The following is a 24,044-nucleotide window of genomic DNA, read 5'->3' as shown; positions in this document are numbered from 1 at the left end:
GCCCGCTAATTTATTAGCGGGCTTTTTGCTATCTAGAATTTAATAAATAAAACAACATAGGTTTGTAGCGCAATCCATTTAGGGTTTAAATCCCTATCTCTCTACCATATTTAGACAAGCTCGTTACTGCAAAATAACGAGCTTTTTGCTATCTAGAATTTGAGATAGTTTGACGAGAGAGTTCAAAGGTTTGTAGCGCATCAATGTAGGATGATATAAATTAATGACTTGAATGGTCGACTTTATCGGTCAAGCCCTTCACTAATCGTTAGGCGTCTAATCTAGTACGGAGGAATTGCATCATTATGGATTACACCTTGCGTAAAGCGAAAGACAGCGACTTAGATTATTTATTGCAATTACGCCGTCTAACTATGGATGATTATTTATCACAGGATGGTGTTGATATTAGTGATGAGGAACATGTCTTTCGTATCAAGTTCAATTTTGCAGATGCCAAGATTATACTTGTAAATGGAGTTGAGGCGGGTTTGTTTAAGGCAAGCTACACTGCGAGCAATTCCCAGTGGTATATCTATCAAGTTCAGATACATCCTAGTTACCAAGGCTTTGGTATTGGGCGTAAATTAATATTTAATTTGTGTCAGCAAGCACTAAGAGATAATTTATCTGTAGGTTTAAGTGTCTTAAAAAGTAATCCTGCAAAAAGCCTCTATGAAAGGCTAGGTTTTACTGTTACAGATTCGAATAACAGCGAGTTTGAAATGGCATACAATACCTAACAAATGCCTAAATCAAGGGACGTAAAACAGCAGGCTTGAGCCCCTTCGCCGCTAATTTTAGCCAGCTATTTTACGCCGGTTAGGCAAGTGTGAGGCTATATAATTTCTACAAAACTGCCGTGGTTAATTCCTATCTACAAATAGAATTGGTTATTTTTGGAACTATAAATTATATAGCCACCCATTCTTAGTGCTATTTTGACAAAAACAAAATCAACACTTTAAAAGTTAATGTCTGGGTTATTGCCCAAAATAAATACATATGCGCATTTTTACGGCTGGTATATTGATGTTTTTTTGAGTAGTGTAATTAAATTCAATTATTTAGTATTACATATTTTCACAGGCCTGAAGTGATAAATGCACATGGCACTATACAGCTGTTGAACTAAGCCGCTGCGCGGAGCCAAATGAGGACTTAATCGAGTATATTATCCTCATTGAATTAACTAGAATTAAAAAGATGTGATGGAACACAACAATGATAAGGAAATTTCAATGAAAAAAGTACATACCAAGCCATACAATCAATTCAAAACAGCTCTACAGCCCAGAGCCAGTATCAAAAAAAGCAAATTTCTTTAGCATAAAGCATACCAAATTAACCTAGACTGGCATCGGCCAAGTCCAACAAGCGATTTATGCCCTGCAAACAGCGCAACGCATAAATACTAAAACGTTAGGTGCAAGGTCGATATGAAATATTCTCCGATAAATATTAAAAATAAACTTTCGAAATTTGATGAGTTATGGTCTCCAAGAGTCATTGCTGAAATGAATGATTATCAATTTAAATTAGCTAAAGGTGAGGGCGAGTTTGTATGGCATTCGCACGACGATACCGACGAAGTTTTTATTGTTATTGATGGCACTTTAGAAATTGAATTTAGAGATGGTAAAGTTCTTCTTACAAACGGTGAAATGTTCGTAATACCAAAAGGTGTTGAGCATAAACCATTTGCTAAAGGACTTTGTCAGGTTTTACTTGTTGAGCCCCAAGGTGTCACAAACACTGGAGAGGCAGGTGGCGAGTTAACTGCTGATAACGACATCTGGGTTTAATTAAAGCTAACAAGACATTCAATTGTACTTATAACAGTTGGCTTTTCGTTCATGCCTCACTTAATTTTAGCCAACAATTTAATCGAGTTCAGAGTATGAAAGTAGTTCCAGCAGAAAAAGAAGATTTAGAGTTATTCTTTTCGTATCTTGAGAATCAGATCTCAGAAAATGGTTGTAGAGAAAATCCACTTTTTCAGCCTATATCAAAATATGAAAATGAGCTTTCAAAAACCAGTAGAGAAAAGTTCAAAAAAGGCTTTGATGTGAGTTTTGGTGAGTCTGGTTGGAGAAAACTCTGGCTTGCAAAAGGTCAAGACGGTTCAATTAAAGGTCATATTGATCTGCGTAATCATAGTGATGAAAACATAACGCATAGAGTTTTACTCGGTATGGGTGTTGATAGCACTTGCCGTAAGCAGGGAGTTGGCAAAAAACTGATTGATACAGTGGTTGCTTTTTGTCATGAGGCTCCAGCTATTGACTGGCTTGATTTGTGTGTGCTTTCTGAAAATACTCCTGCTAAAAACCTTTATTTAAAATTAGGCTTTACCGTTGTTGGCGAGTTCCAAGATCAATACAGAATTGATGGTCAATCGATCTCAGAAACAGCAATGGTAAAGGGTGTAAAAAATTAGGCAGAACAAACAATTCCGACTGACGCCTACGGTGCAGCTGAATTGAGCGTTATATGCACGGAGAAGCATGAGTAATCTGCATCGAAGCGAATTTTTGAACGAGGTTAAAAAATTCTTTCCTGAAGTTACAGATAAATTCAACCAGCAAGATGGTTTACTTTCTTTTGAGGTAGATGTCTTTGTTCAATTTACGCAGAACCAGATTGACTCAAGCTCACTGGAACAGACGAAATTAGCACTTATCCTTTTAGATAAGTATTACCAAAATGGTAATAAAGCACTACATGAGTTAATAAGAAATGCGGTTTGCGAAGACTTAAATTTTTCAGATACCATTAACACTAAACGAGCATGGGCATATAGTTTTCTTTCTGCACAATTAAAAACAGAGAGGAATTCTTGGCTAAAGTTTATGGGGTATAGTGGTGTTTAAGTGCATATTATGCCAAAGAGAACCTAATTAGATGCCTGAAGTAGATTTGTCGAGAATCAAGACATTTGTAACATCAAATGACCTCAGTGAGTGGCTCGCTGAGCATCATGCAACTGAAAGCGAATTATGGGTAAAAATATTCAAGAAAAATTCTGGAACCCAGAGTGTTACTTGGAATGATGTAGTGATAGAGGTTTTATGCTATGGCTGGATTGATGGCATAAAAAAGTCAATTGACGAGCAAGCTTATCTGCAGCGCATAACTCCTAGGACGATACGAAGCAACTGGTCTAAAAGGAACACAGAACATGTTGACCGTTTAATAAGCGAAAACCGGATGAAAGAAGCTGGTCTTGTGCATGTTCATGCAGCGAAAGCGGATGGTCGTTGGGAGAATGCCTATACAGTGAGTAAAATGGAAGTCCCAGCAGATTTCTTAACTGCTGTGGAAAATCAGCCTAAGACAAAATTGTTTTTTGAAACACTCAATAAGTCGAGTCGCTATGTTATCGCTTACGGCTTGACAAGTGCGAAGAAACCAGAGACTAGACAAAGGCGATTTAAAAAATTCATGGACATGCTTGTCAAAGAAGAAAAGCCGACTTAACTCCGTATAAGCCTAAAAGCATGGAAAGGTCGTTTAACTAAGCTGAAACAGTGGCTTAAGGTGCGATTTTCTCCACATTTTAATCCGCTGCTTTAGTTGGCTTATTACGGTATTAGGAGATTTTGATGATTTCATATCAACCAACAGCCGATCTTTATGCATCGGCAGATATTACATTTAAAAACATGCGTTCATACTATGAACACCATTCTGTAAATTGGGAACAGTCTACGATACATGAGCAAATTGTTGACCTAGAAAACTGGGACATTTTTTTCAACGGATCGGTGGTGGGTGCAATTCGTTTAGCCTTTGATAGTGATGGCTGTTATATCCGAGATCTACAGGTTAGTGAAACATTTCAAAATAAAGGTATTGGTGCAGCTGCCCTGGCAGAGTGTGAACGGTTAGCAATCAAAGCTGGTGTAAATCAACTTAGGTTACGAGTTCTTAAAATTAGTCCTGCATATCACCTATACATTAGGAATAACTTTGAGGTAGATAAAGAAGAAGATAGGTTCTTTTACATGTCGAGACAAATCTCCTCGTAAATAAGGACTGGCCACGCGGATTTGTGTGCTTATCCCAAGTGTTGAACGGGGTTAATTGACTATTACAAACCCTCTATACTCCTTCTGGTTTTTCTCTTTACTCCCTTTATATTGAACTGTTGTCATCTTTTGGCTCGGGGATATTTAATTTCAAATTTCCCCGCTTTATAAGCCATGTATAAACGGTATTGAACTACAAACATTGATTTTATCACTTAGCTTTGGCAACGTAAGAGGCTTATCCGTCTGCGGTCTTTGAGGTTAATTGTTTTTTTGATCGCTGCCGTTGAGTTTCTCTTATATAAATGAGTGAAAGCATGCCCAAATCAAGGTTAGTGTTAGCAAGTGCTGAAGATGCGTTACAGTTAAAGAATTTAGCTGTAGATGCTTTTCAAGCCGATTTTGAACAATATGGCAGTTTCCCTCCGCATATTGAGTCAACAGCGTGGCATTTACAAAGTGTGGAAGCGGGGCATTACTATCTGATTAAATATGGTGATGAAGTTGCTGGTGGCATTCTTGCTGTGATTAAAAATCATCAAGAAATTGAAATAAAATACTTCTTTATTACGCCAGATTTTCAAGATAAGCGCATTGGTTCTCAAGTGGTTAAACAACTTGAGAGTCACTACCCAAGAGTGACTTGCTGGTCACTGGTTACTCCCTTTAAAGCATTTCGAAATCACCATTTCTATGAAAAACTCGGCTATGTCAAAGTGGGTGAAGTGCAGCCTGATATTAATGAGCCTTTTTGGTTGTTTGAATATCAGAAGACTATGTAATTGGAGTTTGGCTGTAAATCAAAAATGAATATGACCTGATGAGTTGCGATTTGAACTTTAATTCAGTAGGTTACATGTTTAATTAGTGATTGCTTATGTGTTAAGTGTATTTACCAATGTATTAAGTCGCTAGTTGAGTCACTAGTGCAATCATTTGTGAATAACGTAAAAGGAAGTGTTATGAAAACAAGGATTTCAACCCGAGTCTTATTAGGCTTTTTATCAGTATTAATATTGATTCCATTGTCTACTATTGCAGATGAAGTGAAGCAAAAATCTGATTTTGATTACGCTGCATTTTCCCAAGTTTACTTTGAGGCTTGGAAGGGGACACAACAGCCAAATGCTACCGCGCAAGACTTAGAAAACTACTTATCGTTATTAACCGATGATATTGGTTATCAACATTTACCGTGGAGTGATGATGATAGCCGTCAGCCAGATGGCAAAGCTGCACTTCGCAAAGGAATGACCTATTACCTTGCGTCACACGATGAGTATTCTGCCACACTGACTAACTCAGCTTTCGGTCACAATGTCATTATGATTGAGTTTGATACCGTTTCTAAAGGAACACATCCAGATAATGGCAAAGTAATTCAGCACGATAATTCATCGTTCGAAGTGCTTGAAATTGAAAACGGAAAAGTGTCTGTGATTAGACATTACAGCCAATAATAAATCATAGAGGTTGTTGGTTAGCTGATTAAAGTTTGTTGGTTACCTGATTAAAGGTGTTGTTGAAATTAAGGGGAATGCAATGACATCGGGCATTACAGAATTATCACAACTTCTGGCAGACATGTCGCCAGAGTTACAAGCAGGCGAGTTTGTGTTTTGCAGTGTGAATGGACAACTTGCAGATTATGCACATTTAGAACCGCTTTGCTGTTTTAAAGAACAAGAAGGCTTAACGTTAGTATTAACTGTAGAAGCTGCTATTCAGGGGTATCTGGCATTTGACGTTCGGTTTAAACAAATTACGTTAACCGTACATTCGAGCCTTGAGGCTGTGGGCTTAACAGCAGCAATTTCTCACAAGTTAACGGATTATGGCATTAGCGCTAATGTCATCGCGGCTTACTATCATGACCATATATTTGTACCAGCTGATAAAGTGTCATTGGCCATGCAAGCATTAAAGGAGTTTGCTGCTTAATTTTGCTGCTTAATAAAGAGTATCCCTGATTTGTCATCACCTTTCTTAACATAGCTATTGATTCATTTAGCAACTATCGAAACATATTAGCCCAATTAACAATGAATATAACTGGCTAATTTTATGGTTATATTTGAGTTCTACATCAAAATAATTCTATACTGCATTAACAGTAACAACTCACCAATTTGTTGTTAACATTTTGGTGAGTTAGTCACGTTATTTAGCGGCGTTCAATGCATGGATTCAAGGGAAGGTTATGACTGATAAGAATAAAGAAGTTTCTTCAACTGAGGTGGCTGTTAAGGCAGAAGAAGCTCAGCCTCAAGTCGACAATGCTCCCGAGGCCGATACGCCTGCTGAAAAAGCCAAAAATCAAAAAATTAGAAAAGTAACTAACATGATCCTTCTTGTGGTTGCTTTTTTGTTTGTGTTTCATCTTTTTGCAGACCGTTATATTCCTTCAACCGATTTAGGACGTATGCGTGGCTATGTGGTACCTATTACGCCGCAAGTTTCAGGTGAAGTGATTGAAATTCTGACAACGCCAAATACCCTCATTTTAGAAGGACAAGTCCTCGCACGGATTAACCCAAGGGATTACGAAATTGCACTTTATACCGCTGAGCAAAATGTTACTCAAGCGGGGCAAAATATGGGGGCGTTAACGGCTAATGTGACAGCCGCAAAAGCCAAGGTTGCCAATGCTGAGGCCAACCTAACAAATGCTAAAGTTCAGTCCAAACGTATTTTTACCATGGTTGAACAAAATGTTATGTCAAAAGCGGATGCCGATAATGCCCGAGCTGAATTAGCTAGCGCAGAGGCAGGCGTTGCTGCAGCAAATGCTGACCTTGCTAAAGCAGAAGAACGTTTAGGTTCAGAAGGTGAAAATAATACCGCAGTCAAATCAGCTTTACTGGCACTTGAGCAAGCAGAACTTAACCTTGCACGGACAGAAATCAAAGCGCCAACTAATGGCGTAGCTTCCAATTTTCGTTTAAAAGAAGGGTTTTATGCCAGTGCTGGTCAACCTGTGATGACCTTTATATCTTCAGAAGATGTGTGGATTGAAGCCAACTTTAGAGAAAACAGTCTAGGTAACATGAAAACAGGCGATAAAGTTGAGTTTGCACTCGACTATGCGCCAGGAAAAATATTTAGCGGTAAAGTGGCATATATTGACTATGGTGTTGATTGGGGCCAGAACGAACAAACAGGTAAACTTGCACAAACTACAGGGCAAACAGGCTGGTTAAGACAATCACAACGTTTTCCTGTGACCATTGTATTTGATGAAGATGAAGCCAAAGGATTACGTCGTGTTGGTGGTCAAGTTGATGTGATGGTATATACCCAAGAAAGCTCAATGATGAATTTATTTGGCAAATTTTGGATCCGCCTAGTCAGTTGGTTCTCTTATGTCAGATAAAGCAGCAGCTACAATTGACCCTGTCCTAGAAGAAGCGATTTTTACACGTCGAGTGCTTCGCTTCACTCTGGGTATCGGTTTAGCTGTGACTATTTCAGCGATATTTGCTTGGCAATTGGCTTTTATTGTTCCCGTGCTTGTGGCTAAGTTTTTAGTGGATAGAACCGAGCCTACGATACAAACAGTCTATGAATTATTAATATCAATGGTGGTCACGATTGCCATTGCTTGGTTGGTCAGTTTTGGGCCGGTGCAGTATCCATTAGTCTTGCTACCTTTATTAGCGTTATTGATGCTGTGGGCTTACTACTTATTTTCTGATCCTAAGTGGAATTTCTTTGCCACTATTTTGATTGTTTCAACTTTGGTTTTACCTTACTTAGGTATATTGCACCCAGGTGCAGCGATTGTTGTTGGAGTCGGGTTGAGTTTCTCTGGTGTAGTGGCGGTATTGATTTTTACTCTGCTGCATATTTTATTACCTGATTTATCTCCCAATCGTGAAACACATATTGCCGCAGGTTTGACCAATGACCAACGCCTTTATGAGTCTGTTAGGGCGTTAATCATCGCATTTCCAGTTATCACCTTTTTCTATTTTTTTGAAATCACAGGTGCACTGTTAACGATGATTTTTATTGCGATTCTATCGTTGCAATCAGCAGGAAGTAAAAGTGTAAAAGTCAGCCTGTTTTTATTGATAACTAATGGCATTGGCGGTGCATTGGCAGTGGTGTTTTATAACCTGCTTGTTATCGTGCCTGAGTTAGTTTTTTATGTTGGCTTAGCGATGATATGCGCACTTTTTTTCAGTCAAAAAATATATTCCGACCCCGCTAAAGCGCCTATCTTTGCTGGTATATTTTCTGCGTTGCTTGTGGTCGTTGGTTCGACAGCATCCTCCACCGATGCGGATGTTGCGACAAACTTTTATATTCGTATAGCGCAATTGTTTATGGTGGGAGTTTATATGGTTGTTGCATCCTTCTTTTTAGAGACTCGTAATTGGAAGTTTTTGACTAAAAGAAGCGCTGTATAAGTAAATAAATATGGAAATAAGGAAGCTTAACCTTGTTGTAAACGCAGCTAAGTGAGAGGTAATAATAATGCAGTCAAAACGTCATGCTAAAAAGCTTACCTCTTCAACAGGCGTTATGAGCTCAAACAAAGTTGAGACTTCAATCGCTGCTGTCGATGCTGGATTAGAAGGCGCTTTTATTCCGCTATTAAGAGCTGAGTATATTGCGCCCTTTGTCGCTAGACTTAAAGACTTTGATAACAATGTCTATCCACTTATCGAGCAAGCTGGTTTACCTGCTAGTTTATTAACTTCTAATCATGATTATGTTTCTGAACAAGCAGTACTCAATTTACTTAAATTAATCTCTGCTAAACTTGGCAGTAAGCGCTTTTCTGAGTGGTTATTTCAAGTCGCTCGCACTATTTTTGTTCCTCAGCACTTAGCTAAGATCACGCTGAATGGCACTGTTAAACAAGCTATTGTCGATTTTACCCATGTGGTTAATTTAGAGTCAAAGCAAACCAATGTTCATCTTAAAACAGGCTTGGGTAAAGTCTGGTTTGTTAGGCATCGCTTAAAAAATGATCCTATTGAAAATAGTGTGGCTGAGCAATTTGCGCTTACCATGATGGTGGAGCTTGTACGCTCACTCACTCAGGCTCAATGGCAGCCTGCTGATATTGCTTTGCAGTCAGCAACTGAAGTCGATTACCTCAACGTACTTAAACTTAATCAGCCACAGGTGTTTTATGGTAGGCAAGTTACCGCATTGAGCATTTCTGACTCGGTACTTGCTGGAAAAGTGAAACTGAAACATGGTTGGCAAGGGGTGATGATCCCGGTTGTTGAAGGCCCTAAAGGTTTTGTTGAAAGCCTGCAATTTGCTTTATTGCCTTATTTGTCTTTGGGGCGCATTCCCGTTACAACGGCTGCCGATTTACTTGGGCTCAGTGTTCGCACGCTACAAAGAAGATTAAGCGAAGAAGGAATGAGTTACAGGCAAATGATAGAAGGCATTTGTTTTAAACAGGCAAAAGAAATGCTGTCAGATGGTGCCATTTCAGTGACTCAAATCTCTGCGACATTAGGTTATTCTGATGTTGCTCACTTCTCAAGGGCATTTAAGCGAATGTCTGGGCACTCTCCTAGAGTGTTTCGTCAAAACATCTCAATAGATCAATAGCGATCTAAGGCGCCTTATTTAAACGCTTTAATTAAGTGGATTAACTCATCGTTTTATATCGTAAAAATACACATATGCAGATTTTAATGTTCTTTTATTAAACTACTGATGGATAATGAAATGTTTTTGTGTTGTTGCGGATGTTTTATTGCCTCAGTTGCGCTATATTTTTAATCAGAATTATTTCGAAATTACTTTTGTTTAAATAGCTTAGCAACGCAGTGCTGACATCTTGAGTTGTTAAATTTACTTTTAAATGGAATGACACTAAACCAGGGATAGACATATATGAGTGATAAACCAATTTCGACCTCTGCAGAGTTTACTCATGCAGCTGTAGATGCCGCGATAAAAATTGTACTAATTTTTATCATGGTGGTGTGGTGTTTTAAAATTGTTCAGCCTTTCATTATGCCTATTCTGTGGGGCGGTATTATTGCGATTGCCTTATATCCAGTCGTTAAGCTTATTAGCCGCAAGCTTAAACTGACAGTGGCTAAGTCTAGTTTATTAATCACGCTGCTATGTTTAGCTTCTTTAATTGCACCCACAGTACTGTTTTCTGGCGCAATAGTGTCAAGTACACAAGATTTTGTCGCTGAAGTACATGATGGCACTTTGGAGATCCCAGCGCCAAAAGAGTCTGTCGCAGACTTACCGTTAATCGGTGATAAGTTATATAACTTTTGGTCTTCTGCCAATTCAGATATTGAGATGCTGGTAAAAACCTACGCTGACGAGATAAAAGCTTTTTCAACCAAGGCCGCGGGTGCTTTTGGTAGCTTTGGCATGACCGTATTACAGTTTTTAATATCCATTATTATTGCTGGCGTATTTATGGGCAAAGCTGAAGGCTCAAATCAAATGTTCCACAAAGTGTCAGTGCGCCTTGCTGGAAAACACGGCGAAGAGTTTTCAGCTCTTGCTGTTGCGACAGTCAGAAGTGTGGTGCAAGGGGTCATTGGTGTTGCCTTTATTCAATCTATTCTCGCGGGAGTGGGCCTAGGGCTAGCAGGTGTCCCTGGTACTGGGATCTGGATGCTTATGGTACTTATTTTAGCCATTATTCAATTGCCGCCAATTTTAATTTTAGGTCCTATCATTGCTTATGTATTCAGTGTTGAGTCTTCAACAACGGCAATTCTGTTTATGATTTGGAGTATTCTTGTGAGCGCAAGTGATGCCTTCTTGAAACCTATGCTTATGGGACGTGGTGTTGATATTCCAATGTTAGTCATCTTATTAGGTGCCATTGGCGGAATGATTTTGTCAGGGATTGTTGGTTTGTTTGTTGGTGCTGTTGTACTGGCATTGAGTTACAAGTTATTTACTGCATGGTTAGTGGTCGAAACTGCCGAAGTGGATACTGAAGCATTACTTCCAGAAATTGAAAAAACCGAAGGATAATAGTTGATGGGTACCCCTATGTCGCAAGAAGACAACTTTAGTTATTTACTGGGGTCTTTAGTTTTAGTGTTATTAAGTGCGGCACTCGTCGAGCAGTTTTTTGATTCGGGGCAAATGATCGTTGTTGCTACAACGGTAATGAGTTTATCCATTTCAGTTATTGGCTTAGGCGCCAACAAAAAATGGATACGCTCAACTTTTGGCTTAATGATAACAACCTTATTATTTGCCAGCATTGGTTCAGTTTTTGAATTATTGAACCTCGATATTCTTGGTTTACTCACCATATTATCTTTCTTAATTGCAGCAACTTGGCGCGCGGCCAAACAAGTTATTTTTAGCGGCAAAATTTCATCAAACCAAATTATTGGCTCTATCTGTATATTTTTACTTTTAGGGCTTATTTGGGCATTTATTTACCTACTGATTATTGAAATATTTGGTGTCGCCTTTAATGGCGTAGAAGTGAAAAAGTGGACTGATAATTTATCTTTGGTGATTTATTACAGCTATATAACGCTTTCTACTGTGGGGTATGGAGAGATAACCCCTGCGATACCAATAGCCCGTTTTTTTGCATTCTTTGAAGCCATATTTGGCCAGTTCTATATGGCGATTATTGTTGCAAGTTTAGTGGGTGCCAAAATGTCTCAGAATGAAAAAGAATAATAAGTGACTCAAACTTTACCTTTCGTTGAGTAAAGTAATTGAATCTGCTTAGAAGAGGTCACATGGAGTTATCAAAGAAAAATGTGTTAATTGTTGATGATATGGATGCCATCCGAAAAATCAGCTCCGATCAGCTCAAACGTTTTGGTATTGGTCATGTTTATCAAGCAGAGAATGGTGCCAAGGCACTAAAAATACTGCAAAACTATCATATCGATCTGATCATTTCTGATTGGAATATGCCGGTGATGACAGGTATCGAATTGCTCTGTGAAGTAAGGCAGACTCCTATGTGGCAACACCTGCCTTTTTTAATGATAACGGCCGAAGCTGCAAGAGAAAGGGTTAGCGCTGCTATTAGTAAAGGGGTTACTGATCTAGTGATTAAACCTTTTACTACTGCTACCTTGCAGCAAAGAGTGTTGCAATGCTTACAAGGTCAAATCAGTAATAAAGTTTCTTCAATTACTGCAAAAGAGTTAGTTGATAATCCGCTAGACAGCTTACAACAAGATGAGCATCCACAAGACATCTCAACGACAAATAAAATCAAAAAGTCTTCAGTATTAGTGGTGGACGATACCACTGAAAACCTCACTTTAATTGGCGGCCTACTAAAAGATGACTATCAAGTTAAGCTGGCAAAAAATGGTCAAAAAGCCATTGAGATTGCTCAGTCTGATAACCCGCCTGATTTAATTTTGCTAGATATTATGATGCCAGAGATGGACGGCTTCGAAGTATTAAAACGGCTTCGTGAGCACCCTCAATCCGCCCATACTCCTGTTATCTTTGTAACAGCACTGACAGAAGATAAGTATCAAGTGCAAGGACTTGATGGTGGCGCTGTAGATTTTATTAGTAAGCCGATACAACCAGAGTTATTAAGATTGAGGGTTAGAAACCTCATGGCTTATGTGCAGATGCATAAGAATCTGCAATCCGACTTTGACAATATGGTGGCCACCGAAAAGTTGAAACAAGAGGTTCAACAGGTGTTACAGCATGATTTAAAAGGTCCAATAGCTGGATTGATGGCACTGATAGAGCAAATCAAACATGACCCCCATATTTCTAAAAGCAACCATGAAAATGCTGATATTGCTGAAGACATGTCATTTCAATTACTGAATATGATCAATATGTCTAGTGAGCTTTACAAGATTGAAACCGGTCGATTTAACTTGCAGGCAAAGCCATATTCAATCATCAACTTGCTGCAAAAAATGATTGCAGTGTTGAAGAAAACCTTCCAAGTAAAACATCTACTGATATACCTAGATTGCGAAGAAAATGGTGATGAAGATTATCAAGTGATGGGGGATGAGAGTCTCAGTTATTCGATGTTATTTAACTTGCTTAAAAATGCCTGCGAGGCTGCGCCAAATAAAACTCGAGTATCAATTTCTCTATCTCACTCAGAAGATGAAGATAACGCTGCACCTATGCTGCGAATAAGCATTCAAAACCTTGGTGTTGTTGATAAAGAGATCCGTGACACCTTTTGGCAAAAATATACCTCAGCTGGAAAGGATAATGGCACTGGCATAGGTACTTACTCAGCTAAACTCCTTGCAGAAGCTCAACGAGGTAAAGTGTCGCTGAGCGTCGATGATGAAAACAATACCACTAATATTTCAGTTTTTTTACCGCATTAACCAAGTTGATTTTATAGGGTTAAGTCGAATGAGCAGGTTTAGGATTGCAGATGGATATGAATAGCACGTTATTATTTTTGTCACTGGGACTCTTGTTTTACTTGTTCTGGTTATTCGTTCGATTACGTTCTGAAGCTAATGAGGATATTTCTCGTTTTTTTGAAAATGGTCGTAATCGAATTTATATCGGTTCTATTTTGTTCTGTTTTTTAGCATTGGTATCTTCTATTTCTGGGATTGGACTAAATGTGGCTTATAAACTTGATTTGCAAAGAAGTGGGCTTGCATTAAAGTCAGTTGCCTTGACGACGGATGCGGCGTTGTCTTCTTGGGTTAAAGGCTGGGAAGACAGAGTCAGAACGGTTGCTACAAATCCTTTGCTGCAATTACGAACAAAGGAACTTTTAGACATTGGTACCGATTCCGAATTATTGTTGGATAGTGAGCACCTACAATGGGCTCGCGATGCTTATAACCGTTATAGCTTGTCTTTTGGCTCGTTAGGTTTTTTTATCATCACGCTAGAAGGAGACAATATTGCTTCAAGTCGAGATAGCAACCTTGGCGTAACTAATATTGTTAAGCGCGAATATCCGAATTTGTTTGCCGAAGCTGTCAGCGGAAATATCGTAATTACACCGCCAATGCGTTCAGACATTATATTAAAAAACCCGTATGGAGTTGAGCGTGAAGATACACCTACCATGTTTGTTCTTAGTCCTATTGCCCAAGATGATGGCACTATCATCGCATTACTAGCCGTAAGAATTGACCCTTATTTAGAGTTTTCTGCACTTACTCAGAGCGCTACAGTAGGGGATACGGGCGAATCTTATTTTGTCGATTCTAAAGGGCGAATGTTATCCCATAGCCGCTTTGAGAAAGACTTAGTTCCCCTTGGCTTGCTTGAGCAAGGCCAAATGTCAGTATTAAACTTTCGCGTCACTGACCCCTTAAAAAAATTGACCTTAGCGTCACCAGCAGATGAAAACCATAATGAGAAGACACTGACTTATGCTGCTAAACAGGTAACTTTAAAATTGAATGGCAATAGTAACGAGCGTTATAGAAATTATTTAGGCGTTGATGTCATTGGCGCTTGGAAATGGGATAAACGTTATGGCTTTGGCATTATCACTGAAATGTCTATTAAAGAAGCAAGCAGTAATTATCAGTACTTTAAAGCGATTATTCTTATCCTGATAAGCGTTATTGCTGTGTCCAGCATTTTAATTACCTTGGCGACTTTATGGCTGAGTCGCCACGTACTGCTTCGATTACAAGTGAGTAATGAAAGGCTAGAAAAAACTATATCCATTCGCACCAGAGACTTGCAAGAGCGTGAACATCGTTTATGGGATTTGTACGAGAACTCTGCAGTGGCGTATGCCACTTTAGATATTAACGGTAAATTTACTAAACATAATAAACAATTTGCTGATATTACTGGCTATGACCGAACCGCTTTTACCGATTTATCTTGGCATGATGTGTTAGGGGCCAAAGATGGTGAAGGTCAGCAGATTTTTGATGCTGCAATGAAAGGTATTGATACTTCTGATGCTCGACTAGATTTAATCTCTCAATCAGGAAAAGTATTGGCAGTTTCGTTAACCGTGCGCACAGAGTTTAATGAAGCAGGCAAGTTAACCGAAATTCGCTTGTCACTGCTTGATATTAACGATCAAGAAATTGTTAGAGCTGAAATGTTGAAAAATCAGCAACAATATCAAACCTTGGTAGAGAACATACAGGGAGCTGTATTTCGGTGTAATTATGTTGATTTAGACACTAATAATTTCACTATATTCTATATAAGCCCTAATTTTGAGCATATTAGTGGTTATCCTGTAAGTGATTTTATTGGTAAAAGAGCCTCAAGACGTTTTGTTGATTTAGCTATTGGCGACGACGGGGATAAGTTTTTTCAAGTTGTGCGTAATGCCGTATTAAATCGCGAAAAAGTGCTTGTAGACATGCGCATTCTGAATCGATTCGGTGAGTTGCGGTATGTGCAAATTATGGCGCAATTTGAAGCAGGTGAGAATCACGGCGAAGGCCATTTTGATGGTACTATATTTGATGTCACTGAACAAAAGATAGCCGAAAACTTATTGCTTGATTCGGAAGAAAAACTCGAAGTGGCCGCCAAAAGTGCGCAAATGGGCATGTGGGATTTCTACCCCCATGAGAACCGCGTTGTCGTTAATCGAATGTACAATCAAATGTTAGGTTATGACCGCCTTGATATATGTATCAACGCAGATAAATGGTCTGCTCTTATCAATGGTGCTGAAACATTTGCCAATATGATCCACCCTGACGATAAAGCTGAGATCCTCAATGAACAGTTGACCGCTTCAACAGGTGAGAATGAAGTTTTACGCCAAGAATTCAGAATGCTGCGAAAAGATGGCGGTTATGATTGGATCCTTAGCATTGGCCAAACCTATCAGTATCGCGAAGATGGCACCCCAGAACGGATCAGTGGTGTTCATATCAATGTGAACGCGGCGAAAGAGTTAGAACATGAACTAGCTAAAGCCATCTCAGAAGCTGATAGTGCCAATATGGCTAAAGGTGACTTTTTAGCCAATATGAGTCATGAAATACGCACACCAATGAATGCCATTATCGGCATGTCTCATCTTGCCTTAGAAACAGACCTTAATCGTCAGCAACGTAATTATATCGAAAAAACCAATGCTTCCGCACAATCATTATTAGGGATTATTAATGACATTCTCGACTTTTCAAAAATTGAAGCGGGCAAGTTAGATATTGAAAATATAGACATCAGTATTGATGAACTGCTCAATAATGTCAGTAATTTAATTGGTATAAAGGTGTCCGAAAAAGGGCTTGAATTGCTGTTTGATATTGACGATGCCATACCTGAAAATTTACTCGGTGATTCACTGCGAGTTAGTCAGGTATTGATAAATTTAGCCAATAATGCGGTTAAATTTACCGAAAAAGGCAACATCGTCATTTCTGTCAAACTTAATAAACTGACGACAAAGCAAGCGTTCATTACGTTCTCAGTGATGGACTCTGGAATAGGTATGACAGAGGAGCAGCAGTCTCGACTATTTAATGCGTTCTCACAAGCTGACGCCTCAACGACTCGTAAGTACGGTGGTACGGGGTTAGGCCTTGCGATTTGTAAAAACCTTGCAGAGTTAATGGGTGGTCATATTAGCTTAACCAGTGAGCCTGGCGTGGGCAGTACCTTTAATTTCAACTTACCATTTGATTTAAGCCCAATTACGTCTTCGACTATATATCACGAAGATATAAGTGACCTTAAAGGCAAAAGTGTATTACTGGTTGATGATAACCAGCTCGCAAGAGAGATCTTATCGAATTTACTCCGCCGTATCGGTATGAAAGTTAACGCGCTGGAACGAGGTCAACAAGCGATAGATATTTTAGCAGAAGGTGACTGTCCTGATGTTGCTATTGTTGATTGGCAAATGCCTGACGTTACTGGTGTTGACGTTGCTCGATTTATTGGCAAGCTCCCTGCTAATCGTAAACCAAAGCTCATTATGATAACTGCATACGGCAAAGAGGACTTACTCTTTAGCGCAGAGGATGTACATTTTGACAGTATTTTAACGAAGCCCCAGACGAAATCGAGTTTAATGAAAGCGCTGTCTTTTGTGATGTCTGAGTCTATCAATCCATTGAGTCATTTACATGATGAATCCGAACTTTCAAAAGCGACAAACCACTTAGCTGGCGCAAACATTTTGATTGCAGAAGATAATGATTTAAATCAAGAGTTGGTTGAAGAGTTACTTAACAGTAAACATATTCGGACAACGATTGCTAATAATGGACAGGAAGCAATAGAGAAGCTTGCCCTTGAACATTTTGATGGCGTTCTTATGGACTGCCAAATGCCAGTTATGGATGGATATACTGCTACATCAGTATTACGTGGCATACCAGAAAATAGAGATTTGCCAATTTTAGCGATGACGGCGAATGCGATGGCGGGAGACCGAGAGAAAGCGTTAGATGCTGGCATGAATGACCATATTCCAAAACCGATTGATGTCGAGGCGATGTTTATTACGATGGCAAAGTGGATAACACCTGCCAAGCCAATAACGCCAGTGGGCACTCCTGCTGACACATTTAATACTACATCTTCGCGAGTTGACAATATCAGCGCTGATGGGGGGCGCAATGAGGCTCAGAACGGGACATTTATCAATACTGTTCATATCAATAAAGCTCTGGGGTTAATGCGCACCCAAGGTAATGAAGGGTTATACCTTAAATTATTGGTTAAATTTGTTAGCGGTCAGTCAGGATTTGTTGGCGCGTTTTCACGTGCAACAGCTGTTAACGATGAGTCATTGGCAGCACGTTTAGTGCATACCCTTAAAGGCGTTGCGGGCAGTATCGGTGCTGAGAAGTTAGCTGAATTAGCTGCGCAACTTGAGCACGGATTAACTGAGAGTGACTTTAGCCTATTGTCTGAAGTAGGTGCTGAACTAACACACGTTTGCGAAGAGATCACCTTGCTGATGCCAAAAGAACAAATTCAACAAATTCAACTATTATTAGATAAGCCATTAGCAATCAGAACGTTAGAAGTATTAGTGACGATGTTAGAAAGTTTCGACATGGAGGCCACGGAATACCTCGACACCCATGGCGAATGTTTGAATGTAGATCCATTAATACATAACTATAAGCTACTTGAAAAACAATTAAGCGAGTATGAACTGGACACCGCGATGGAAATAGCTAAGCAAATGATTGAGCAATTAAAGGCGCTTAATTAATTCTGATTAAATACGTTACGCAAATATGCGAGTAAGCTCAGCAACGATAAGGAATACCGATGGAAAAGCAGACTATTTTAGTCGTGGATGATACTCCTGAGAACATTGATGTTTTAGCTGGTGTTTTAAAGTCTGAATATCATATTAAGATTGCTAAAAATGGTGAGCTTGCGTTAAAAATCGCCCGTAGTATCAAGCTGGATTTAATCTTATTAGATATTATGATGCCAGGTATCGATGGTTTTGAAGTGTGCAGACTGTTAAAACTAGACGAAAGAACTCGTCATATCCCAGTCATATTTGTGACGGCTAAAATCTCTGCTGCCGATGAGTTAAAAGGCTTAGAGTTAGGCGCTGCTGATTATATTACTAAACCATTCAATCCACCTATTGTGCAACGACGTGTTCATACCCAACTCGCTTTAACCGATCAAAACCGATTACTTGCCATTAAAGTACAGCAAAAAACTGCAGAAATTGCCCAAAACCAATTGAATGTTATTCGTCGCTTGGGGCGTGCAGCTGAATATAAAGATAATGAAACAGGGATGCATGTTATCCGCATGAGTTATTACACTCATGTTTTAGCGCTTGCTGCTGGGATTAATGAAGCAGATGCCGAAGTATTGATGAATGCAGCGCCCATGCATGATGTGGGTAAAATTGGTATCTCAGACGCCATTTTAAAGAAACCAGGCAAGCTTGAATTTGAAGAGTTTGAAGAGATGAAGAAGCATTGTGAAATTGGTGCTGAAATCCTTGGTGATAAAGATTCGGAGTTAATGACCATCGCTAAAGAAGTGGCACTGACGCACCATGAGAAATGGGATGGCAGTGGTTACCCTAATGGCTTAAGTGGTGAAAGTATTCCGTTATACGGCAGGATTGTTGCCATTGCTGATGTATTTGACGCACTTACCAGTGAACGCCCCTATAAAAAAGCCTGGACAGTTGAAGACGCTCTTGCACTAATCGAGCGTGAAGCAGGCAGTCATTTTGATCCTAAATTAGTGCCGTTATTTATTGATAAATTAGATGAAATTTTACAAATAAAGGCTAAATTTAAAGACAGTAATTAAGCATAGTTGCTTGTGGCGTAAAATGGTAACTAATGTGGTGGTGTTCAATTATAATAGCCCTATATCGAGTTGAGCGCATAACCTATAGAGCGTATTCAGAAGCGGTTAAGTGACACAGTGGCCCACTAGGTGGCTTATTTCTGAAAGCATTACCCACTCATATTGATGAGTGAATGATATATCTGTGTAACTTGCTAATAAAGGCCAATTTATATCCACTTTGACAGAGGAAACTTACATGTCTAAGACTTTAATCAGTAAAAAATTACTTTTAGCAGCAGTGATGGTGCCAGCTTTACTAACAGGCTGTGCGACAGGTGATAACCCAGAGTCTAAAAAAGCCAATGCACGTAAAGAAACTCAATCAGCGTTGCAAGAAATTTATGCTGAACATAGTGGGGCTAAAACTGCTGTGGCGCAATCAGTAGGCTATGTTGTTTGTACTGGCAGTAACAGCTACTTATTTGCTTTATCTACTGGCGGCGGAGTGTGTGTACTGACTGCAAATGGACGAAACTCATATTATCGCTTCGCTACAGGTGGCGTCGGTGCTGGTATCGGATGGAAACAAATGGCTTTTGTTCAAGCCTTTATGGATAACGATGCCATGACACGATTTAAAGAGTCTGGCTATGAAGGCCAAGCACAAGCTGAAGCCAGTGCTAAATATGAAGATAGCGGTGACCAGGCTTCTGCTAATCAGTCTGTAGATGTCAGTGGCGTAAAAACCTATCAAGTTAACCTAATGGGAGCTGCTGCTCAGGCAACTGTTCAAGGTTATAAATATTGGGAAACAGATTTTTCTGATGACTTCGTAGAAAACGACGAATAATAGAACGGTGTTTTCAATCGTTTTTGGGCTATAAGGTTTTAAGGTATGAGATTGATAGCTTAAAATCAAATGAGATAGTAAACCGCAATTGATTATTCGATTGCGGTTTTTATTTTTATGACGGACTAATTTCACTCCTTGATGGAGAGTAAGCTGCTAATTTTTAATCAATTAAGTTTTTTTATTAGTTAGTCAGATGGTATGTGTAATCTGAAACTGACATTTCTATATTTGAGTTTTGAACGTGTATTTTAGTGGATTATGCTGATTTCGTGATAAAAAATAGTTTGATTCGTATCACGCCATATAAAGTTAGAAGATTGTTTTTTAATCATAATTAAATTTGTTGGGCACTTTTATCAAAAGAAACCATTAACTAAGTCATTCCTACAAGCTTAAACGCTTATTTCTCTTTCAGTCAGTCGCGCAATAAGCTAAATTACTCATGTAAGCATAAGAATAAAGTTCAGGATGAATGTGTTTTTAAGGTGGATAGAAGTTGATTTCAGTATATTTAGTTGATGACCATGAATTAGTACGAACCGGCATTCGTCGTTTGTTAGAAGACGAGCGGGGTATTAAGGTGGTTGGCGAAGCGCCCGACGGCGAAACAGCTGTACAATGGTCACGACAAAGCGAAGCCGATGTCATTCTCATGGACATGAATATGCCAGGTATGGGTGGATTAGAAGCCACGCGTAAAATACTTCGCTATCAGCCAGAAGCTAAAATCATTGTGCTTACAGTACAAACAGAAGACCCTTTTCCTACAAAAGTAATGCAAGCAGGAGCGTCAGGTTATTTAACCAAAGGTTCGACCTCGCCAGAAGTATTACGTGCTATTCAGCAAGTATCACGTGGACAGCGTTATTTATCCCCTGAAATTGCCCAGCAAATGGCGTTGAGCCAATTTAGTCATTCTGATGAAAATCCATTTAGCAGCTTATCTGAGCGAGAACTGCAAATCATGCTGATGATCACCAATGGTGAGAAGGTGAATGATATTTCAGAAAAGCTAAACTTAAGTCCAAAAACAGTGAACAGTTATCGCTATCGTTTATTTGCCAAATTAGATATTGGTGGTGATGTTGAGTTGACCCGTCTCGCTATTCGCTACAAAATGCTCGATGCCAGTTCTTTTTAGACATTAGGTGTTCATACAAAGGTATTGACGCCTATTTTTAGGATAGTTGATGCCTGCTTGCTTTAATTCAAAATTGTTTTTAAAAACCGTCTCATCTTCGCCAGGTGTTTATCGTATGTACGATGAAAAAGGTGAGGTCATTTATGTCGGTAAAGCTAAAGATCTTAAAAAACGCCTGTCATCTTATTTTCGGGCGAACCTGCCTAATGTAAAAACACAAGCGCTTGTTGCCCGTATTGCCAATATTGATGTCACCCTGACTCACAGCGAGACCGATGCGCTTTTGCTTGAAAATGATTACATCAAGCAGTACATGCCGAAATACAATGTATTGCTTCGTGATGATAAATCTTATCCCTATATATTACTTAGCGGTCACAAGCATCCGCGTTTAGCTTACCATCGCGGCCCTAAGCGAGAAAAAGGTCATTATTTTGGACCTTACCCAAATGGTGGGGCGGTGCGTGAAAGCTTAAACTTGATGCAAAAGCTATTTCCTATTCGCCAGTGTGATGACTTGTATTATAAGTCTCGCTCTCGTCCGTGTTTGCAATATCAGTTAGAACGTTGCAGTGCTCCCTGTGTTGGGCGGATTTCTGATGACGATTATACCGAGCAAGTTAAATTGGCGAGCTTGTTTTTAAAAGGTAAAGATAAGCAAGTGATCACTGAGTTAGTGGCTAAAATGGACACTGCAGCTAATGAGATGGAATATGAGTCAGCTGCGCAATTTCGTGACCAAATTACTGCATTAAGACGAGTGGCGGAGCAGCAAGAGGTATCGAACCACAAAGGCGATATGGATGTCATAGGTGTGCATTACGCCTCTGGTATCGTCTGTTTTCACTTATTGTTTATCCGAGATGGTAAAATATTTGGTAGCCGTAGCTATTACCCTACAGTGCCGCCACAAACTGAACTTGAAGAAGTGCTAGTGTCGTTCATTGGCCAATTCTATTTAAATGCTGACATTCAAAGAACGATCCCGAAAGAAGTGCTGATCAGCGAATCCTTTAGCGAACAGAAAGTACTTGAAAGTACAATTTCACAGGCGTTAGACCGTAAATTTGAAATCAAGACTCAAGTGCGAGGCGAGCGGGCTAACTTCTTGCGCTTAGCACTGACTAATGCAACAAATGCAGTCAATACCCGTTTATCTCATAAAAACACCGTTGAGCAACGTTTTCAGCTATTAGAAGAAGCCTTAGAGTTAGGGCATCCAATTACACGTATGGAATGTTTTGATATCAGTCATACCATGGGCGAAAGTACCGTGGCTTCTTGTGTGGTATTCAACCGAGAAGGCCCACACAAAGCTGACTACCGACGTTATAACATCAATGGCATTACCGGCGGTGATGATTATGCGGCAATGGAGCAGGCATTAAAGCGTCGATTCGATAAAATCGATAATAATGGCAAAGTGCCTGATATCGTCTTTATTGATGGCGGTATTGGTCAACTACGTATTTCGCAAAAAATTGTTGATGAAAAGTGCGTTCATTTAGACAAGCCGCCTCTACTAATAGGCGTAACAAAAGGTGAAGGCCGTAAAGCCGGCTTAGAAACCTTTGTATTTGGTGGCAATGAACAAACCTTTGAACTTGCCAGTGACTCTCCAGCATTTCATTTAATTTTACACATACGTGATGAGTCACATCGATTTGCGATTACAGGACATAGGAACAAGCGGCAGAAGACCCGTAATACTTCCACCTTAGAATCTATTCAAGGAGTGGGGCCTAAAAGACGTAAATTACTGTTACAACACTTGGGTGGAATACAGGAGGTGAAGGGCGCTAGTGTGGCAGAATTAACAAAAGTGCCTGGAATTAGCCTAGAAATGGCACAAACAATCCATGATGCATTGCGAGGGGGATAAAATTAAGGCAAGATTGGCGCTGTTTCTGACTATTTGGTTTCTTCAATGCCTTTTAATTTACCTATAGCGCTAACATTATTCCGGCTTGTTCTTTTGCCGGTTTTTGTCGTTGTTTTTTATCTCCCATATTCTTGGGCGCCTTTTGCGTCCGCATTTATCTTCTGGTTGGCGGCGGTAACAGACGCGTTAGACGGTTATGCAGCAAGAAAGCTTAAGCAGTCCACACGTTTTGGTGCCTTTTTAGATCCGGTTGCGGATAAAATTATGGTCACTACCGCGTTGGTATTGCTGGTTCAACAAAACGATAATATTTACCTTACGTTAGCTGCACTATTTATGATTGGCCGCGAAATTGTTATTTCAGCATTGCGAGAGTGGATGGCAGAAATTGGCAAACGTGGGGTTGTTGCTGTTTCTTGGATTGGTAAATATAAAACTGCAGCCCAAATGGTGGCGATCACCGGTTTGATTTGGCAACCGAATGAATTTTTGACTAATGTGGCCTATGGGCTATTCTATATCGCTGCAGTACTGACTTTCTGGTCGATGATGAGTTATATTTCAGCAGCTTGGAAAGACTTAACAGCTGAATAGCACAATAAAAGTTCAATAAGTTTATTTAGTGCGCATTCAGTCATTTTTGTTGAAAACAGCAATTGACACCGACACTGAAATCGGTAGAATGCACCCTCGTAGACAGCGATGCTTCAGCGTATAACCGAAAGGTTGCAACTTGATGACATCGAGGCCTAATCTGCGAAGATAGGCAAATGATTGCAAGATTAGCTTAGTTGGCTTTGTATCAGACGATACCTTGTTAATTAAATTAGTTAAGCATAAAAGATGTGACATTAGCTCAGTTGGCCTTGTATCAGACGATACCTTGTTAAGTGAATTAATTAAGCATAAAGATGCGACATTAGCTCAGTTGGTAGAGCGATACCTTGCCAAGGTATAGGTCAT

The 24,044-nt window shown here is 39.6% G+C and carries 21 protein-coding genes; all 21 read left to right on the top strand.

All coding sequences use genetic code 11. The annotated features are described in order from the left end of the window. Positions 1-305: 305 nt before the first annotated feature. The 21 genes from LMH66_RS19635 to pgsA all read left to right on the top strand — a co-directional run bounded on the left by LMH66_RS19635 (position 306) and on the right by pgsA (position 23,675). Positions 306-743, top strand: coding sequence for a GNAT family N-acetyltransferase (locus LMH66_RS19635; protein WP_102527138.1), 438 nt, complete (start codon positions 306-308; stop codon positions 741-743). A 696-nt stretch (positions 744-1,439) separates the two neighbouring features. Continuing rightward, positions 1,440-1,805: a cupin domain-containing protein gene (locus LMH66_RS19630; protein ID WP_102527137.1), complete on the top strand. Its 366-nt coding sequence runs from the start codon at positions 1,440-1,442 to the stop codon at positions 1,803-1,805. Between the two features lie 95 nt (positions 1,806-1,900). Continuing rightward, positions 1,901-2,440, top strand: coding sequence for a GNAT family N-acetyltransferase (locus tag LMH66_RS19625; protein WP_102527136.1), 540 nt, complete (start codon positions 1,901-1,903; stop codon positions 2,438-2,440). Positions 2,441-2,507: 67 nt separating this feature from the next. Then, the gene (locus tag LMH66_RS19620) at positions 2,508-2,873 is read left to right on the top strand and encodes a DUF7674 family protein (RefSeq protein ID WP_229372533.1); all 366 of its coding nucleotides are present in this window, start codon (positions 2,508-2,510) and stop codon (positions 2,871-2,873) included. Between the two features lie 31 nt (positions 2,874-2,904). Continuing rightward, on the top strand, positions 2,905-3,480 hold the full coding sequence (locus LMH66_RS19615; protein WP_229372531.1) for a YdeI/OmpD-associated family protein: 576 nt from the start codon (positions 2,905-2,907) through the stop codon (positions 3,478-3,480). Between the two features lie 125 nt (positions 3,481-3,605). Continuing rightward, positions 3,606-4,031, top strand: a complete 426-nt coding sequence (locus LMH66_RS19610) for a GNAT family N-acetyltransferase (protein WP_229372529.1) — start codon at positions 3,606-3,608, stop codon at positions 4,029-4,031. 317 nt (positions 4,032-4,348) lie between these two features. Further along, positions 4,349-4,813, top strand: coding sequence for a GNAT family N-acetyltransferase (locus LMH66_RS19605; RefSeq protein ID WP_157936197.1), 465 nt, complete (start codon positions 4,349-4,351; stop codon positions 4,811-4,813). Positions 4,814-4,993: 180 nt separating this feature from the next. Beyond that, entirely contained in the window at positions 4,994-5,491 is a 498-nt protein-coding gene (locus LMH66_RS19600) for a nuclear transport factor 2 family protein (protein WP_229372527.1), read from the top strand. An 82-nt stretch (positions 5,492-5,573) separates the two neighbouring features. Next, positions 5,574-5,972 carry an ACT domain-containing protein gene (locus LMH66_RS19595; RefSeq protein WP_229372525.1) on the top strand — a complete coding sequence of 133 codons (399 nt, stop codon included), beginning with the start codon at positions 5,574-5,576 and terminating at the stop codon, positions 5,970-5,972. Between the two features lie 259 nt (positions 5,973-6,231). Further along, positions 6,232-7,404, top strand: coding sequence for an HlyD family secretion protein (locus tag LMH66_RS19590; protein ID WP_229372523.1), 1,173 nt, complete (start codon positions 6,232-6,234; stop codon positions 7,402-7,404). Further along, on the top strand, positions 7,394-8,443 hold the full coding sequence (locus LMH66_RS19585; RefSeq protein WP_229372521.1) for a DUF2955 domain-containing protein: 1,050 nt from the start codon (positions 7,394-7,396) through the stop codon (positions 8,441-8,443). Before LMH66_RS19590 ends, LMH66_RS19585 begins: the two co-directional genes overlap by 11 nt. A gap of 67 nt (positions 8,444-8,510) precedes the next feature. After that, complete coding sequence (locus LMH66_RS19580; RefSeq protein WP_229372519.1) at positions 8,511-9,608, top strand: helix-turn-helix domain-containing protein; 1,098 nt, start codon at positions 8,511-8,513, stop codon at positions 9,606-9,608. A gap of 288 nt (positions 9,609-9,896) precedes the next feature. Continuing rightward, positions 9,897-11,015, top strand: coding sequence for an AI-2E family transporter (locus LMH66_RS19575; protein ID WP_229372517.1), 1,119 nt, complete (start codon positions 9,897-9,899; stop codon positions 11,013-11,015). Between the two features lie 6 nt (positions 11,016-11,021). Further along, positions 11,022-11,684 (top strand): potassium channel family protein, encoded by a 663-nt coding sequence (locus LMH66_RS19570; RefSeq protein ID WP_102527126.1) that lies wholly within the window; start codon positions 11,022-11,024, stop codon positions 11,682-11,684. 62 nt (positions 11,685-11,746) lie between these two features. Further along, positions 11,747-13,342 (top strand): response regulator, encoded by a 1,596-nt coding sequence (locus LMH66_RS19565; protein WP_229372515.1) that lies wholly within the window; start codon positions 11,747-11,749, stop codon positions 13,340-13,342. A 50-nt stretch (positions 13,343-13,392) separates the two neighbouring features. Further along, positions 13,393-18,144 (top strand): response regulator, encoded by a 4,752-nt coding sequence (locus tag LMH66_RS19560; RefSeq protein ID WP_229372514.1) that lies wholly within the window; start codon positions 13,393-13,395, stop codon positions 18,142-18,144. A 59-nt stretch (positions 18,145-18,203) separates the two neighbouring features. Continuing rightward, positions 18,204-19,223 carry an HD-GYP domain-containing protein gene (locus LMH66_RS19555; RefSeq protein WP_229372513.1) on the top strand — a complete coding sequence of 340 codons (1,020 nt, stop codon included), beginning with the start codon at positions 18,204-18,206 and terminating at the stop codon, positions 19,221-19,223. A gap of 238 nt (positions 19,224-19,461) precedes the next feature. Further along, positions 19,462-20,055: a hypothetical protein gene (locus tag LMH66_RS19550; protein ID WP_102527122.1), complete on the top strand. Its 594-nt coding sequence runs from the start codon at positions 19,462-19,464 to the stop codon at positions 20,053-20,055. A gap of 499 nt (positions 20,056-20,554) precedes the next feature. Next, positions 20,555-21,199: a UvrY/SirA/GacA family response regulator transcription factor gene (uvrY, locus tag LMH66_RS19545; protein WP_102527121.1), complete on the top strand. Its 645-nt coding sequence runs from the start codon at positions 20,555-20,557 to the stop codon at positions 21,197-21,199. Between the two features lie 49 nt (positions 21,200-21,248). Beyond that, the gene (gene uvrC / locus LMH66_RS19540; RefSeq protein WP_229372512.1) at positions 21,249-23,081 is read left to right on the top strand and encodes an excinuclease ABC subunit UvrC; all 1,833 of its coding nucleotides are present in this window, start codon (positions 21,249-21,251) and stop codon (positions 23,079-23,081) included. 45 nt (positions 23,082-23,126) lie between these two features. Continuing rightward, the gene (gene pgsA, locus LMH66_RS19535; protein ID WP_229372510.1) at positions 23,127-23,675 is read left to right on the top strand and encodes a CDP-diacylglycerol--glycerol-3-phosphate 3-phosphatidyltransferase; all 549 of its coding nucleotides are present in this window, start codon (positions 23,127-23,129) and stop codon (positions 23,673-23,675) included. Positions 23,676-24,044: the final 369 nt, after the last annotated feature.

It is taken from the genome of Shewanella sp. 10N.7, assembly GCF_020806285.1.
GTDB lineage: Bacteria > Pseudomonadota > Gammaproteobacteria > Enterobacterales > Shewanellaceae > Shewanella > Shewanella electrodiphila.
The sequence above is the reverse complement of the archived record's forward strand: the minus strand, read 5'-3'. Positions and strand labels throughout refer to the sequence as shown.